The 14,217-nt window shown below is 36.5% G+C and carries 19 protein-coding genes; 13 read left to right on the top strand and 6 right to left on the bottom strand.

All coding sequences use genetic code 11. The features are described 5' to 3' along the window. The 3 genes from yunB to C1N55_RS14980 all read left to right on the top strand — a co-directional run bounded on the left by yunB (window position 1) and on the right by C1N55_RS14980 (window position 2,323). Entirely contained in the window at window positions 1-792 is a 792-nt protein-coding gene (gene yunB / locus C1N55_RS14990; RefSeq protein WP_240758308.1) for a sporulation protein YunB, read from the top strand. 219 nt (window positions 793-1,011) lie between these two features. After that, window positions 1,012-1,932 (top strand): lipoyl synthase, encoded by a 921-nt coding sequence (lipA, locus tag C1N55_RS14985; RefSeq protein WP_137729555.1) that lies wholly within the window; start codon window positions 1,012-1,014, stop codon window positions 1,930-1,932. 40 nt (window positions 1,933-1,972) lie between these two features. Then, window positions 1,973-2,323 carry a YutD family protein gene (locus C1N55_RS14980; RefSeq protein ID WP_137729554.1) on the top strand — a complete coding sequence of 117 codons (351 nt, stop codon included), beginning with the start codon at window positions 1,973-1,975 and terminating at the stop codon, window positions 2,321-2,323. Between the two features lie 98 nt (window positions 2,324-2,421). Here C1N55_RS14980 and C1N55_RS14975 read toward each other — a convergent pair whose 3' ends face one another. Further along, window positions 2,422-2,967, bottom strand: coding sequence for a TetR/AcrR family transcriptional regulator (locus tag C1N55_RS14975; protein WP_137729553.1), 546 nt, complete (start codon window positions 2,965-2,967; stop codon window positions 2,422-2,424). A 171-nt stretch (window positions 2,968-3,138) separates the two neighbouring features. Between C1N55_RS14975 and C1N55_RS14970 the strand changes: the two genes are divergently transcribed. Then, window positions 3,139-4,575 (top strand): DHA2 family efflux MFS transporter permease subunit, encoded by a 1,437-nt coding sequence (locus tag C1N55_RS14970; protein ID WP_137729552.1) that lies wholly within the window; start codon window positions 3,139-3,141, stop codon window positions 4,573-4,575. A gap of 44 nt (window positions 4,576-4,619) precedes the next feature. On the opposite strand, the gene C1N55_RS14965 is transcribed toward C1N55_RS14970, so the two are convergent. Beyond that, on the bottom strand, window positions 4,620-4,886 hold the full coding sequence (locus C1N55_RS14965) for a DUF3055 domain-containing protein (protein WP_036201062.1): 267 nt from the start codon (window positions 4,884-4,886) through the stop codon (window positions 4,620-4,622). An 86-nt stretch (window positions 4,887-4,972) separates the two neighbouring features. Between C1N55_RS14965 and C1N55_RS14960 the strand changes: the two genes are divergently transcribed. After that, window positions 4,973-5,425, top strand: a complete 453-nt coding sequence (locus C1N55_RS14960) for a DUF86 domain-containing protein (protein WP_137729551.1) — start codon at window positions 4,973-4,975, stop codon at window positions 5,423-5,425. Then, window positions 5,422-6,189 (top strand): TIGR01457 family HAD-type hydrolase, encoded by a 768-nt coding sequence (locus C1N55_RS14955; RefSeq protein ID WP_137729550.1) that lies wholly within the window; start codon window positions 5,422-5,424, stop codon window positions 6,187-6,189. Before C1N55_RS14960 ends, C1N55_RS14955 begins: the two co-directional genes overlap by 4 nt. Window positions 6,190-6,245: 56 nt before the next feature. Here the strand turns inward: C1N55_RS14955 and C1N55_RS14950 are convergent, their stop codons facing one another. Next, window positions 6,246-6,482, bottom strand: coding sequence for a YuzB family protein (locus C1N55_RS14950; protein WP_036201056.1), 237 nt, complete (start codon window positions 6,480-6,482; stop codon window positions 6,246-6,248). 195 nt (window positions 6,483-6,677) lie between these two features. Here C1N55_RS14950 and C1N55_RS14945 point away from each other — a divergent pair, with 195 nt between their 5' ends. Then, entirely contained in the window at window positions 6,678-7,751 is a 1,074-nt protein-coding gene (locus C1N55_RS14945; protein WP_137729549.1) for an NAD(P)/FAD-dependent oxidoreductase, read from the top strand. A 112-nt stretch (window positions 7,752-7,863) separates the two neighbouring features. Here C1N55_RS14945 and C1N55_RS14940 read toward each other — a convergent pair whose 3' ends face one another. Then, window positions 7,864-8,193: a YuzD family protein gene (locus tag C1N55_RS14940; protein ID WP_137729548.1), complete on the bottom strand. Its 330-nt coding sequence runs from the start codon at window positions 8,191-8,193 to the stop codon at window positions 7,864-7,866. Window positions 8,194-8,276: 83 nt separating this feature from the next. Here C1N55_RS14940 and C1N55_RS14935 point away from each other — a divergent pair, with 83 nt between their 5' ends. After that, window positions 8,277-8,513 (top strand): NifU family protein, encoded by a 237-nt coding sequence (locus tag C1N55_RS14935; RefSeq protein WP_137729547.1) that lies wholly within the window; start codon window positions 8,277-8,279, stop codon window positions 8,511-8,513. 488 nt (window positions 8,514-9,001) lie between these two features. Here C1N55_RS14935 and C1N55_RS14930 read toward each other — a convergent pair whose 3' ends face one another. Then, on the bottom strand, window positions 9,002-9,706 hold the full coding sequence (locus C1N55_RS14930) for a DUF2225 domain-containing protein (protein ID WP_137729546.1): 705 nt from the start codon (window positions 9,704-9,706) through the stop codon (window positions 9,002-9,004). Between the two features lie 218 nt (window positions 9,707-9,924). Between C1N55_RS14930 and C1N55_RS14925 the strand changes: the two genes are divergently transcribed. The 3 genes from C1N55_RS14925 to C1N55_RS14915 all read left to right on the top strand — a co-directional run bounded on the left by C1N55_RS14925 (window position 9,925) and on the right by C1N55_RS14915 (window position 11,575). Further along, on the top strand, window positions 9,925-10,299 hold the full coding sequence (locus C1N55_RS14925) for a HesB/IscA family protein (protein WP_137729545.1): 375 nt from the start codon (window positions 9,925-9,927) through the stop codon (window positions 10,297-10,299). A 316-nt stretch (window positions 10,300-10,615) separates the two neighbouring features. Continuing rightward, window positions 10,616-11,119, top strand: a complete 504-nt coding sequence (locus C1N55_RS14920; protein WP_137729544.1) for an NUDIX domain-containing protein — start codon at window positions 10,616-10,618, stop codon at window positions 11,117-11,119. A gap of 126 nt (window positions 11,120-11,245) precedes the next feature. After that, window positions 11,246-11,575, top strand: a complete 330-nt coding sequence (locus C1N55_RS14915; RefSeq protein ID WP_137729543.1) for a YuiB family protein — start codon at window positions 11,246-11,248, stop codon at window positions 11,573-11,575. Between the two features lie 61 nt (window positions 11,576-11,636). On the opposite strand, the gene C1N55_RS14910 is transcribed toward C1N55_RS14915, so the two are convergent. Further along, window positions 11,637-12,110 carry a divergent PAP2 family protein gene (locus tag C1N55_RS14910; RefSeq protein ID WP_137729542.1) on the bottom strand — a complete coding sequence of 158 codons (474 nt, stop codon included), beginning with the start codon at window positions 12,108-12,110 and terminating at the stop codon, window positions 11,637-11,639. Window positions 12,111-12,346: 236 nt separating this feature from the next. Between C1N55_RS14910 and C1N55_RS14905 the strand changes: the two genes are divergently transcribed. Then, entirely contained in the window at window positions 12,347-13,855 is a 1,509-nt protein-coding gene (locus tag C1N55_RS14905; protein WP_137729541.1) for a leucyl aminopeptidase, read from the top strand. Between the two features lie 98 nt (window positions 13,856-13,953). Continuing rightward, window positions 13,954-14,169 carry a hypothetical protein gene (locus tag C1N55_RS14900; RefSeq protein ID WP_370452535.1) on the top strand — a complete coding sequence of 72 codons (216 nt, stop codon included), beginning with the start codon at window positions 13,954-13,956 and terminating at the stop codon, window positions 14,167-14,169. The last annotated feature ends 48 nt before the right edge of the window (window positions 14,170-14,217 follow it).

Genomic DNA, 14,217 nt, shown 5'->3' with positions numbered 1-14,217 from the left:
TTGTTTTCTCGACGACCAAAGAGAATGATGTTATCTGTAGGGAAGAAACAGAATTTTAAAAAGCGCAGATTGTCCAATCGGTTTGTGCTGTTCGCGGTTAGTTTTGCCATTGGGATTTTTGCATTCCTATACATATTGAATGCTCGGTTAATGCCAACGTATGTTGATTATGCAGAAGTACAAACGAATAAAATTGCAGCTCATGTCGTAAGTAAAGCCATTAATTCGAGAACATCAAGCGTATTAGATGTAAATGAAATAATAGAGGACTTACCTTCCGAGTCAGACTATATGGTGACGACAAAATTTAATACAGAAATTATCAATCAAGTTCGAGCCGAAACAACCGCGTTAGTTAAGGAACATTTAGAATTAGCGGAACAGGGAGATTTATCCCAATTACCAGATCTTGAAAATGTGGAATATGATGTAAGTGAAATTCAAAAAGGGGATGGGATTGTTTTTTTTGTACCGGTTGCCCAAGCCCTTAACCTCCCACTACTAGGAAATCTAGGTCCTAGAATTCCAATTCGTTTTCATATCATTGGAAATGTTGCGAGTAACGTTTCTACATCCTTTAAAGAGTTCGGGATAAATAATGCACTAGTGGAAGTAAATATTGATCTGCAGGTGAATGTTCAAATTATTATTCCATTTGCCAGCCAACAATCTACAGTAGAGCAAACAATTCCAGTTGCAATCGGCTTGGTTCGTGGCCAGGTCCCTCACATTTATACAAATGGTGGGGATGGAGCACAGCCTTCCATTGAGGTACCAGTCCCTTCAAATTAGCGGGAAACTGCACATGATAAGTCTTTTCTCATTAAACTTAGCGAAAGTTAGTTGTTTTCGATTGAGATAATGTGTTACATTGACATCAGTATGTATATTTTTGTTTAGCAGATTAGAAAGTATAGAACTTTCCTAGTCTTGCAAAGTGCAACGAAGGCTTATCACTATAGTTCTTTTAGATAAGCAAAGCTTTCTATTATTGATAGGGGATGAATAGTAATGACAAGTAAACCTGCTAACGAGAAAGAGCAAATCCTACGAAAACCCGAATGGTTAAAAATAAAACTCAATACGAACGATGAATATAAAGGCTTAAAGAAACTAATGCGTGAGAAGAACTTGCACACAGTTTGCGAGGAAGCACGTTGTCCAAATATTCATGAATGCTGGGGTGAAAGAAGAACAGCGACTATGATGATTCTTGGAGATGTTTGTACCCGTGCATGTCGTTTTTGTGCGGTTAAGACAGGTCTACCAAATGAATTGGATTTAGCTGAGCCAGAACGTGTTGCAGATTCTGTTGAAATAATGAACTTAAAACATGTTGTCATAACAATGGTTGCTCGTGATGACCTGAAAGATGGTGGAGCCGGCGTATTAGCTGAAACGGTTCGAGCAATTCGACGTAAGACACCTCAAACTTCTGTCGAAGTACTTCCTTCTGATTTAGGTGGATTGGAAGAAAACTTAAAGTTGTTAATGGATGCAAGACCAGATATTCTAAACCATAATATCGAAACGGTTCGTCGACTAACTCCAAGGGTTCGTGCGCGTGCAAAATATGATCGTTCACTTGAATTCTTAAGAAGAGCAAAAGAAATGCAACCAGACATCCCAACGAAATCTTCTCTTATGATTGGCTTAGGTGAAGAATGGGATGAAATCATAGAAGTTATGGATGATCTAAGAGCAAACAATGTGGATATCATGACTATTGGTCAATATCTACAACCATCGAAAAAACATTTACCTGTTAAAAAATACTATACGCCAATAGAATTTGGAAAACTTCGTAATATTGCGATGGAAAAAGGTTTCAAACATTGTCAAGCTGGTCCATTAGTTCGTAGTAGCTATCATGCGGACGAGCAGGTAAATGAGGCAACTAAAGCAAGACAATTACAAGCAGAAGAAGTATAAATCTAATAATTTACAGGATTTAAAGATAGGGGGAATTTCGATGATTATAGCAGAAGGATACACTTATGAAATTATCGAAAATGTCCGAGAGGGTTTCAAAGAGGATGCTTTCTTAGCGAGATATTCTGATATCCTAAATAAATATGATTATATCGTTGGCGATTGGGGATATGGTCAGCTTCGTTTAAAAGGTTTTTTTGAAGACAAAAATCAAAAAGCAACCTTTGATACGAGAATAAGTACTTTTGAAGATTATTTATACGAGTATTGTAACTTCGGCTGTGCCTACTTTATCTTAAGAAAAACAGGAAAAGCGCCAAGACATTTAGAGTCGTCATCTAATTCTGTTGCAGTAGCTGTTCCAGATATTCCAGAGGAAGTTGAAAACTGATTTTGTTAACTACTCATTGTATTTTTTGAAATACAGAGATAACTAAAGAAAACCACCGCGATTAACTGATCGCGGTGGTTTTCTTTCAGTTGAGAAGGTCATGTCCTATTTAAAATCCATACAGACATTTGCTGTGCAATGTATTCAGAACTATAATTTTTCCCATCACGAATCCACCACATTAATATTCCAAGAATGGATGCAGCAATAATATCTTTTGACACGTTTTCTCGATCCATCTCTATTGCTAGTGCATCTCGACGAGCTTGAACGAATTCCATTATAAAATTGTGTAGTTTTCTTTGGAACGCTTTTTCTTCAAATAACACTGCAAGGTATTTTCGATGTTCATAAAAATAATCCAAAAAGGTTAGTAAGTGTTCCATATTTCCACGCTCTAGACCTAGCAATGGTGATAATTTCATAGACAGATCGTCGTAAATATCATAAACAACATTTCGCATCAAATCACGCATATCTAAGTAATGAAAGTAGAATGTGGCACGATTTAACTCAGCCCTTGCTGTAACTTTTTGAACGGTTAATTCCTGTAGGCTCTGTGTTTCCATTAATATAGATATAACGGCTTCTTTCAATAAACGTTTAGAACGAATGGCACGTGGATCTTCTTTTTTTGATGACATTTTAAACCCTTCCTTTATCTATTAACTCGGTTCTTTATCAACGATTTTTAAATAAGTGTTGTATAGTTGACGGTTTATTTAAAACTGTTGGTGGTTTCTTGATATAAAAGTTGCTAAAATTCATTTTATCGTCACTGTGTTGATAAAGTAAAGGGAGGTCTATTGGTAACTATGAGTCAACAAATAAATAAGAAAGTATTACTTTTCGTGTTATTACTTGGAGGTTTTATCTCCATTTTAAATCAAACCATTTTAAACGTTGCCCTAAGTAAATTTATGGATGTGTTCAGCGTTAATGGGACAACTGTACAATGGTTGGCAACAGGTTTCATGCTCGTTAACGGGGTATTAATTCCGGTAACGGCTTTTTTAATGAAGCGTTTTTCAACACGTCAGTTATTTATTAGCTCGATGCTATTATTATTAATCGGATCAGTTTTTTGTGCTGTTGCACCTAATTTTTCAATTTTGTTAACGGGACGTATGATACAAGCAGCTGGAGCAGGGATAATTATGCCTTTGATGATGAGTATCGTCATGGTTATCTTCCCGGCTGAAAAACGAGGAAGTGCAATGGGACTGATAGGGATCGCAATGATTTTTGCACCAGCCATTGCACCTACATTATCGGGTTTCATAATTGAATATGTGTCATGGCGTTGGTTATTCATTGGCATAATTCCTCTTGTTTTCATTGTCATTCTGCTAGCAGTGAAGTTTTTAGTTAATGTAACTGAAGGAGCAAAAACGGAACTGGATGTATTCAGTGTGATTCTTTCAACAATAGGATTTGGGCTCGTATTATATGGATTTAGTAATGCAGGTGGTCATGGTTGGGACGATGCATGGGTATTGAGTGAAATCATCGGTGGGGTAATCGTGTTAATGTTCTTTACGATTCGTCAGCTACGAGCAAATGATCCATTCTTAGATGTACGTGTGTTTCAAAATAAAATTTTTACGATGACGTCCCTTATTAACATTATTGTAACAATGATGTTATATGCGGATATGATTTTATTGCCAATCTATTTGCAAAATGGTCGAGGATTTACTGCATTTGATGCGGGTCTATTATTGCTACCTGGGGCCATTATCAACGCGTTGTTATCGCCAGTTACTGGGAAATTGTTTGACCGATACGGTGCAAAGCCCTTATTCATTATCGGTTTACTTTTTGTCATACCTTCAATGTGGGTTGTCACTGATTTAAGTGAAACAACAACCTTTACATTCTTAATGATTCGTACGATTTTCTTGCGTATCGGTTTGAGCTTTATAACAATGCCATTGAATACGGCAGGACTGAATGCTTTACCGAAAGAGCTAGTTACACATGGTACTGCAGTAAATAATACTGTTCGCCAAATTGCAGGGGCGATTGGTACAGCAGTTATTGTAACAATTTATACAGCCAAACAAACAGACTATGCAGTAAATCTAACTGCTCAAGGTACGACTGAAGGAATTAATGCATTGTCTTCCATTTTTGCTTCAAGTGATGCATATTATTTCATGACGATTTTGGCGGTAATTGCTTTATTTATCACAGTTTGTACCCCTTTGAAAAAAACTGTGCAAGCAAAAAAAGTTACTGAACCTGAATAGGAGAAAAAAGGACACTCGATGAATTTACATCAAGTGTCCTTTTTCTATGCTAATAATTCGTTTAAATAATCGCGTAAATCCTCTGCTTCTTCTTCGGTTTTATTGAAGACATGCTCTAAGTAGCCAGGTTCTTCTACATCATCAGGACCAATGATGGCAAAGCGACCCATTTGCATATCTAAAACTAATACTTTACCAAAAAAACGAGAGGATTGCATAATGGCTAAATCATATCGCAATTTTTTGCCAGTAAAGCTGACAAATCTTGTTTTTGACTCTTCTACATCATCATATAAGAAAAAACGCTCCATATTGTATAGGACTCCTTCCAATTCTATAGAATATGTTACTATATAAGAGAAATAACTATCAACTTTAAATAATGGGGGAACCATTTATGTATTTTGTAGATCGTAATAAAATTTCAGTAACTTTAAAACATCTGGACGAGTTAATTTCAATTTTTGAAAAAGAAGAGAATTGGTTACAAAATGATATTACAGCTCTAGCTTTACAACGTATTGGTCACAATACAATGGAAGCCTTGATGGATGTTGGGAACTTAATCATCGATGGGTTTATTATGCGTGACCCAGGCAGCTATGAAGATATTATTGATATACTACTGGATGAAAAAGTGATTACTACTGAGATGGAAAAGCCTTTTAAAGAGGTTGTAGGCTTGCGTAAAATGTTAGTAAGAGAATTTGTTCAGGTAGACAACGAACTTGTCCAAAGTGTGCTTACAAACAATTTAGAGGCGATTAAACAGTTCTCACCACTTGTAACGAGCTATTTAGAAAACGATCTTGGTCCGGTTTCGGCATTTTTACCGGAGAATGCTGAATGAAGAAGTATAAAGCCTATTGTTTTGATTTAGACGGAACCGTTTATCGCGGGAAAAAGGGAATTGATTCAGCTGTCCGTTTTATTCATCAACTACAAAATGAACAATTGGACTATTTTTTCGTAACGAATAATTCGTCAAAAACGCCAGAGCAATTGCAAAATGTTTTAGCTGATATAGGAATTGAGACACCGACTAATCGAATCTATTCCAGTGCTTTAACAACTGCTAAATATGTTGAGCAGCATTATCGAGATGCGAGTATTTTTATGATTGGTTCAGACGGTATTCGTTCTGCTTTGGAAGCACAAGGACTTAATCTAGTGGATACAGATGAGGCGCGTCCTGATGTAGTAGTAATGGGAATTGACCGAACAGTTGACTATATGAAGTTAGTGAAGGCATCCCTCGCTTTGCAGGCTGGGGCAAAATTAGTGGGTACAAATGAAGATATTCGATTTCCGACCGAACTAGGTTTTCTTCCAGGGAACGGTTCTTTTGTACGTCTTGTAGCAAATGTGGCGCAAGTTGAGCCCACTTTTGTGGGGAAACCTTCGCCTGTGATGCTTGAGGTCATTCAGCAAGAGTATGGATTCCAAAAGCATGAAATGGTGATGATTGGTGACAATTATGACACAGATATCTTATGTGGGATTCAATTTGGCTGTGATACGGTTCATGTGAATACGGGAGTAGTAAGTACAGAAATCGTTTTACAAAAGGCACAAAAACCTACCTATTGTGTTGAAGAGTTAGAATCATTGTAAAATAAAAATTCCGCGTACAAACTGTGCGCGGAATTTTTTCATATGATTGTCCCATATTAGAATAGGGGATTTTCTTCAATGTATTGATAGATTTTTTTCGTTAATTCTTCAGGTGTATCTGCTTCTACGATATCACCATTTACAAGTGCGTATAAATTTTGGTCGCACAATGAACAATAACTCAAGCACCCATATTCGAGAACATCGATATCTGGATCATTTTCTAGTATATCATAGGTCTCTTGAGCACCATTTGCTAGATTACTAATGCAAAACTCTACTAATGGATTCACGCCGTTGTCACCTCACTAGACACTCTACTCTGTTTTTATACGTTCGTCAATGAATGAGTTTTTTTTTGTGAAACTTTTCACAAAAAATTAGATAAAGATATTGTGAAACATCTCACAATAAGTTATACTCTTTATGGATAAATTGTGAACGATATTTAACTAGCACAATCGACAATAGATATAGGGGAGTATTATATGAGAAAACTAGTATTACTAGGTGGAGGTTACGGCAATATGCGTATCTTGCTGCGCTTATTACCAAACAACTTTCCAGAAGACACAATGATTACTTTAGTTGATAGAACGCCACACCATAGCTTAAAAACGGAATTCTATGCACTGGCAGCTGGTACGACTACAGATAAGCATGTTCGAGTTAACTTTCCGGAGCATGAGCGCCTAAAAAGAGTTTATGGAGAAATTACTGAAATTAATCGAAAAGAAAAAGTGGTTTATTTAGAAGATGGCCAAACGGTTTCTTATGATGACCTAGTAATTGGTCTAGGTTGTGAAGATGACTACCATAATGTCCCAGGAGCAGAAGAAAATAGTTATAGCATTCAAACTATTGCTAAATCACGTACAACATTCGAAAAGCTTTGCGGTCTTCCACCAGGTTCGGTTGTCGGAATCGTTGGCGCTGGATTAAGTGGAATTGAGCTAGCAAGTGAATTACGTGAAAGTCGTTCTGATTTAAAAATAAAATTGTTCGACCGTTCAGCGCGTATTTTACGTGATTTCCCTGAGAAATTAAGTAACTATGTAAAAGATTGGTTTGTAAAACATAATGTTGAAGTGATTGCCGAATCGAACATTACAAAAGTAGAACCAACGAGACTATACAATCATGAAGAAGTAATTGAGGTTGACGCTGTTGTTTGGACAGCTGGAGTACAACCAGTAAAGATTGTTCGTGATATGGATGCAGAAAAGGATCGAAAAGGTCGTCCGATCGTTAACCAATATTTCCACCTACTAGATGATGAAAATGTCTTTGTAGTTGGGGATTGTGCTTCCTCAGACTTACCTGCAAGTGCTCAGCTTGCAGAAGAACAGGCTGAACGCATCGTAAAAGTATTAAACAAGCGTTGGAGAAACGAGCCACTTCCTGAAAAAATGCCTCCAATCAAGTTAAAAGGATTCATGGGTTCTTTAGGGAAAAAGCAAGGCTTTGTTCATTTAGCTGATACAACGGTAACAGGACGTATTGCACGCTTAATGAAATCGGGTCTTCTTTGGATGTACAAACGTCAAAATGATTCTCAATAAGAACAAATAATTTTCAATTGACTGAAGCATAATAAAAAAATACAAAATCTCTATAAACTTGTTGGATTTTCGTATAGCGAGATTATAGAGATTTTGTTTATTTTAAATAATTTTATTCAGTTGCAACAAATCCAAGTTTTTCTAGTGTAGAGAAAATCGGTTGAATTTGAATATAGCCTTCACCGATTACGTTACCGTTGATTAGTACCAGTGGGTAAAAGAACTCATCATTTTGAATTTGTTCTGCCCATTCTTTATCTCGTTCGTTCTCTAGAGGTTGCTCAATATCGACATAACGAATAGAAAAAGAGTCATTTGGGAATTTTCGACTGATTGCAGCCTGTAGCCATTCGTATGTATCTTTTGAGGATGGTGCATTCACACAGCTTGCACAAATCACTTCGGTACCAAAAACTTCGATAATGGGATTATTTTCTATCATAGAATCAACCTTTCATGAACTCAAATTATGGATTTTTTTCTTTCTTCACATTATAATTATTTTAATGAAAGGAGTCGAGGGAAATGACAGAATTAGAACAAAAAGAACAAGTACAAGAAGTTTTAGATAAATTACGTCCGTTTTTACTTCGCGATGGTGGAGACTGTGAATTAGTAGATATAGAAGATGGTATTGTTCGTTTACGTCTACTAGGTGCATGCGGAAGCTGCCCAAGTTCTACAATTACTTTAAAAGCAGGTATTGAACGTGCTCTATTAGAAGAAGTACCAGGTATTATTGAAGTAGAGCAAGTATTCTAATAAAAACTAAAATAAAGTTCGATTTGGAAAACGATTGTTTTCTGAATCGGGCTTTTTTGTTTCTCTGGTTTGAGGATTCGGTTGGATTAGAGGTTGGAGGAATAGGACAATTAATGTAGAATGTGCAAGCAACTTGTACCGAAACAGGTAGGTGGAAATATGAGACATGTGGGAAAAATAATATACAAAATCAAACAAGGGAAATTATAAGACAGGTTGAGTAACGCAACTCGCTGAATCGTCGAATAGAAACAGTCTATACGACGTTAGTAGTAAGGAAAGCAATCGAATCGTCGAATAGGGATAGTCTATAAGAAGTTAGTAGCAAGGGAAGCAATCGAATCGTCGAATAGGGATAGTCTATACGACGTTTGAAGCAAGAAGAGCAACCGAACTGTCGAAAAGAGGCAGTCTATAAGAAAGTTCCAGCAAAAATCCAAAAAAGAATGTCTCAAAAGTTTGTATGATAACTTTTAAGACATTCTTTTTTAAACTGCTGTTGCCGCTCTTACTTTTTCGCGTTCTTCACGAACCAATTGCCATTGTTCTTTAGCCATTTCAATTACCTTTGCTTCACCGCCAACGCGTTGATTTTCGATAATTTTGGAATAATAGCGTGTTGCCAAATCTATATCGCCAATTCTTCTTGAAAGCTCTGCAATCATATAAATTACTCGAGTATCGGACATTTGGGTTGATGCATAGTCCTCGGTAGAATATGACTCAATATATAGATCACGAGACAAATTTAAAAATCGTTGTTCTTGGCTATTGTTTTGAAGTTTTCGATAAATCCAAGCAATTCGTAACGCAAGCCCTGCGAGTGTAACAGATTTTTCTTTTTTGATAGAACCACTAACAAAAGCCAATTTATAGGTCTCTAACGCTTGAGATATTGATCGTTCGGAATGATAGCTTCTTTGTACCCATTTTGTAGAAATCTGATTAAAAATTTGATCTTTTATCCCTGGAGCAAAATATTTTGAAAAATCCTCAGTGAATGAAAAACCACAATGCTCGCAGACAAAAACATTATAGTAATAGGCGGGCACTGACGATTCAGAGTAAGTTGGACAAAAATCAGTATCCGTACTCTCCACTTTAACTAGTTTTGAACGAATTTTCGTAGTTGTAAATGACTTTTTGCAGCTAATACATTCAACTTTTTTCTCATAGAAAGGTGATAATTCCATATAATTAGACCCCTTCCCAATACGTATTTTTAAGACTATTATATCATTAGAAAATTCGAAAGTAGTGAACATTTTTTCCTATTTATGCGTTTGAAAAGTAATTTTATAGTGTCTATGTATCGGAAATAAAGTGGATTGCATAAAGTAGCTTAGAGTGCACATATCTTTCTTTTTGATTTGCACCTTGATATTATATAGGTAGAAGGAAGGTGAATGGGATGACAAGTGAAAAGAAGGTAATTGATTTAACAGAAAGCGCTTCGGTTCGTGTAAAAGAAATGCAAAGGCACAACGAAGAGGAAGGCTCTTTTTTGCGTGTAACAATCCATGGCGGAGGTTGCAGTGGTCTTTCTTACGGCATGAATTTCGACCAACATCAAGGTGAAGATGATTATATAGATGAACAACACGGTTTGAAAATTCTTGTTTCCCGAGAAGACGCACCAATCTTAATGGGAACGAAAATTGACTACAAACAATCTTTAATGGGCGGCGGTTTTACCATCGACAATCCAAATGCCATCGCTTCATGCGGGTGCGGTACTTCATTCAGAACGGCTAAAGTTGAAGGTACGCCTGAAGTTTGTGAATAGATAAAAGTATTATAGGTTTATGTAACCACACGAAGGTGTGTAGTTATAAAATCCTCGCAAATGTATAAAAACAAAGCTCATTAATTTGTACGAAACTTTACAAATTTAATGAGCCTTTTTGTTATATAAAAAAAGAAATTATCGTTCTATCACTAAGAAACTAGTATTGCTATATATAAACTACCGCATAAAATTAATAATATTACAAACTCCCTATTTAAGAGGAACCAACCTTACAAGGTTTTTTTTATCTTATAAAGAATATTAAAGAGTATACTGTTAATAGCATAGTTAGCTACAAACAAGGGGGAAAAGTATGAAAAAGGATCGTGGCAAGGTTTGGCTGGGAGTTGCAGGAGTGGTTATAAATTCTGAAGGAAATTGGCTTGTAGTGAAAAAGAAATATAGTGGCCTAAAAGGGGTATGGTCATTGCCGGCCGGTTTTGTCCAATTTGGTGAGACAGCGGATGAAGCGGTTGTAAGAGAGGTGCTGGAAGAGACAGGAATTCAGTGTGAAGTGTCAGGCTTAATTGGTTTCCGTACAGGCGTCATCCGAGGAGAAATCAGTGATAATATGGCGATATTCTTTTGTACATTGCCAATTGAAGTGCAAAGGATACAGATACAAGAAGCGGAAATATCGGAAGCACGTTGGCTAACAGTAGAAGAAATCGTTGAATGTGGCGAAGCATCAGTGATGCTAGAGGAAATGGCATGTCATGAATTGATACATCATCAGCTGTTAAAAAAAGAGGGAATCAATCCAGGAGATGTCTTTGAATATTCGTCTTATAAATTATTCTTTAATAAAGGGATATGATGTTTCAGAGAAGATTACGAAATAGAGTGGTTGCTCTAATCTAACCTCATACCAACCGCATTTATATTTGAAAGGAGGGCTTTTATCATGTAAACTAATGAGAGGAAAACGGAGGTTATACATAAAATGAGTGGTTCAGTTTCGTTAGTGCAGTTAATCATCTCAGTCGTGCTTTTCTTCGTCATGTTTTTTGGAATCGGTTTCTTATTAAACATGTTGCTGCGTATGACTTGGTTAATGGCAATCGTTTACCCGATCGTGGTTATATTTATTATTGATGAAGTAAGTTTTCTAGATTATATTTTTAAAGCAAATACTGCCTTTCCAGCACTATTAGACAAGCTACAGGCATTACAGGTTGTGGATATTTCGATTCTTTTAGGTGGATTTGCAGGTGCAATCGTTGCTGGTATTGTGATGATTTACCTTCGAAAAGCAGGATATCGTATGTTCTAGTAAAAAAACTGACCCGGTTTTGGGTCAGTTTTTTTGTGCTATCAGTGATCAAATTCATCTATTAGAACAAATTATAAAATTGTACAGCTATTAAAATCCCTGTTATTGCGCCCATGAAAACTTCACTTGGCTTATGTCCTAATAATGTTTTTAATTCCTTGATTTTTTCGTCTTCATTTTTTTCTGGCCAATGCTTTACTTCGTTAAAAAATACTGTTAACTCATTACGTATACGATTGATAATTACGGCATGTTGTCCAGCTTGGTAGCGAACGCCGGTAGCATCATACATCACAATACACGCAAACATTGCTGCAACTGCAAAGATAGGGGAATCTAGCCCGGTTTCAAATCCTACTGCTGTAGCAAGACTTGTCACTGCCGCCGAATGAGAACTTGGCATTCCACCAGTAGAGGTCATCAATGACCAATCTAATTTTTTTGTCGCAATTAAATGAATCGGCACTTTTACAAATTGCGCAAAGAGAATTGAAAAAATGGATAAGAGTATGGGTGTATTTTGAAGGAGTGCCAAAACGAACAATCCCTACCTTTCTTATGCTTTGTCTAAAGTATAGCATATCCGAAGAAGGTGAATTCAATTTATAATCAATTCGTAATTTGAAATATTCGAAAAATAGGTATATCTTTACTATAATGTATGTATCTTCATTCGAATAAAATGGCACGAGATACTAGTGACAAGAATGAATAGCCCATTTAGGGTGCAAGTACATAAAAAGCGGTTAAATCGATGGAGGGATTTTGAATATGAAAATTGTAAAAGAACCAAAAACCTTTGAACAAGTTAATACGGAATTACTGATTGTAGGTGTCCAAAAAAATTGTGACCACATTATTGGATGGAAAGATTTTGTTTCTTTCTATGGCGAAAGTGTTGAAGAGTGGATTCGTTCTTGCGATATTGATACGAATCGTAAGAAATTAACGAAGATCCCTTATTCGGGACAAAATGGACATTTAAAACGTGTGTTATTCGTTGGATTAGGAGATACAAAAACTTTAACAGAAAATGAATTAAGAGAAACATTTGGTATAGTCGGGAAGCAATTAAGAGCTTTAAAAGTAAATGAATTTTCGATTTGGTTAGAATCATTTACAGCAGCCCCGATAGATGAAGAGACAGTTGCCTTTTTATTTGCGGAAGGAGCAGGACTAGGATTCTATCAAACACCGAATTATAAAACAACATCAAATGAAATAGATGTCTATATGGATGCTGTACATTTTGTAACAAATGCAGATATAGATGAAATAGCTGCAGCTTATGAAGTGGGAAAAATTTATGCAAATTCGGTAAATGAAGCACGGAATCTAGTAAACTTGCCGCCAAACTTATTAACAGCAACAGAACTGGCTAATTATGCTGAAAAATTAGCGAAGCAATATGATTTTGAAATTGAAATCTTAACGAAGAATGAGCTTGAGGAGCTAGGCATGGGTGGGATTTTAAGTGTTAACAAAGGATCTGTTGAAGAACCTCGATTAATTACGATTAAATACCAAGCAACTGACAACTGGGAAGATGTAATTGGTCTAGTTGGTAAAGGAGTAACTTACGATACGGGTGGTTATTCGATTAAAACGAAAACTGGTATGGTAGGTATGAAAGGCGATATGGGTGGCGCAGCGGCTGTACTAGGAGCTATGAAAATCATCGGTGAAGTCCGCCCAAACAAAAATGTTGTCGCTGTTATCGGATCCACTGACAACATGATATCAGGAGAAGCCTTTAAGCCGGATGATGTTATTACAATGTACAGTGGAAAAACGGTTGAAGTATTAAATACCGATGCAGAAGGGCGTCTTGTACTTGCTGATGCTGTAACTTATGCGAAGCAACAAGGAGCAACATCGTTAATTGATGTAGCTACATTAACTGGTGGTGTTATTACAGCACTTGGCTTTGACAAAACAGGCTCTCTAACAAATAATGAAGAATTCTTCGATGCATTCATTGAATCTAGTATCGAAACAGGTGAGTTTGTTTGGGGTATGCCTTTAACAGAAAAAGATAAGAAACGGATTCGTAAATCAGATGTCGCTGATTTAAATAATTCACCTGGTAGTGATGGCCATATGATTTTTGGTGGGGGCTTTGTGGGTGAGTTTGTAGAGGATACCCCTTGGATTCATTTAGATATTGCAGGCACTTCAAATGCTTCTAACGCCCATGATTTAGGACCTAAAGGAGCGACAGGTGTTATGGTAAGAACTCTCGCAACATTTGTAGAAAGATTAGGCGAACAAAACAATTAAAAATCTTATCTTTTTAGAACTTGAATTCTAGTGGGCATATAGCATACCTGTCTTTTCATTTCTAACATAAGTTATTAATGAAAAGGAGGTAGATGGTATTGGTAAATTATTATGGTGGCTATGGTGGATATGGCGGTGGATATTCTAATTTTGGTCCTCCATTTATCGGCGGTTTTTTAGGCGGTTTACTTGGGAACGTAATCGTACCAGATAGAGGTTATGGTTACGGCAGACCTTATCCTTATCAGCCTTATCCCTACTATTCATACCCAAGATACCCACACAGACGCGGTCCTTACAGAAGATACTGGTAAAAAGAAAAGAAGTGCGAACTAACTAATTCGCACTTCTTTTTGCATTCT

The organism is Lysinibacillus sp. SGAir0095 (assembly GCF_005491425.1).
Classification (GTDB): Bacteria; Bacillota; Bacilli; order Bacillales_A; family Planococcaceae; genus Ureibacillus.
This window is presented reverse-complemented; position numbering and strand designations above follow the sequence as displayed.

Bases quoted from the DNA above. Each gene is read 5' to 3' on its own strand.
- C1N55_RS14940 (WP_137729548.1), bottom strand. From the start codon at position 8,193: ATGATAGAAAATAATCCCATTATCGAAGTTTTTGGTACCGAAGTGATT.
- C1N55_RS14920 (WP_137729544.1), top strand. From the start codon at position 10,616: ATGAAAAAGGATCGTGGCAAGGTTTGGCTGGGAGTTGCAGGAGTGGTT.
- C1N55_RS14955 (WP_137729550.1), top strand. From the start codon at position 5,422: ATGAAGAAGTATAAAGCCTATTGTTTTGATTTAGACGGAACCGTTTAT.
- C1N55_RS14945 (WP_137729549.1), top strand. From the start codon at position 6,678: ATGAGAAAACTAGTATTACTAGGTGGAGGTTACGGCAATATGCGTATC.
- C1N55_RS14980 (WP_137729554.1), top strand. From the start codon at position 1,973: ATGATTATAGCAGAAGGATACACTTATGAAATTATCGAAAATGTCCGA.
- C1N55_RS14965 (WP_036201062.1), bottom strand. From the start codon at position 4,886: ATGGAGCGTTTTTTCTTATATGATGATGTAGAAGAGTCAAAAACAAGA.
- C1N55_RS14930 (WP_137729546.1), bottom strand. From the start codon at position 9,706: ATGGAATTATCACCTTTCTATGAGAAAAAAGTTGAATGTATTAGCTGC.
- C1N55_RS14905 (WP_137729541.1), top strand. From the start codon at position 12,347: ATGAAAATTGTAAAAGAACCAAAAACCTTTGAACAAGTTAATACGGAA.
- C1N55_RS14935 (WP_137729547.1), top strand. From the start codon at position 8,277: ATGACAGAATTAGAACAAAAAGAACAAGTACAAGAAGTTTTAGATAAA.
- C1N55_RS14975 (WP_137729553.1), bottom strand. From the start codon at position 2,967: ATGTCATCAAAAAAAGAAGATCCACGTGCCATTCGTTCTAAACGTTTA.
- C1N55_RS14970 (WP_137729552.1), top strand. From the start codon at position 3,139: ATGAGTCAACAAATAAATAAGAAAGTATTACTTTTCGTGTTATTACTT.
- C1N55_RS14960 (WP_137729551.1), top strand. From the start codon at position 4,973: ATGTATTTTGTAGATCGTAATAAAATTTCAGTAACTTTAAAACATCTG.
- C1N55_RS14925 (WP_137729545.1), top strand. From the start codon at position 9,925: ATGACAAGTGAAAAGAAGGTAATTGATTTAACAGAAAGCGCTTCGGTT.
- lipA (WP_137729555.1), top strand. From the start codon at position 1,012: ATGACAAGTAAACCTGCTAACGAGAAAGAGCAAATCCTACGAAAACCC.
- C1N55_RS14915 (WP_137729543.1), top strand. From the start codon at position 11,246: ATGAGTGGTTCAGTTTCGTTAGTGCAGTTAATCATCTCAGTCGTGCTT.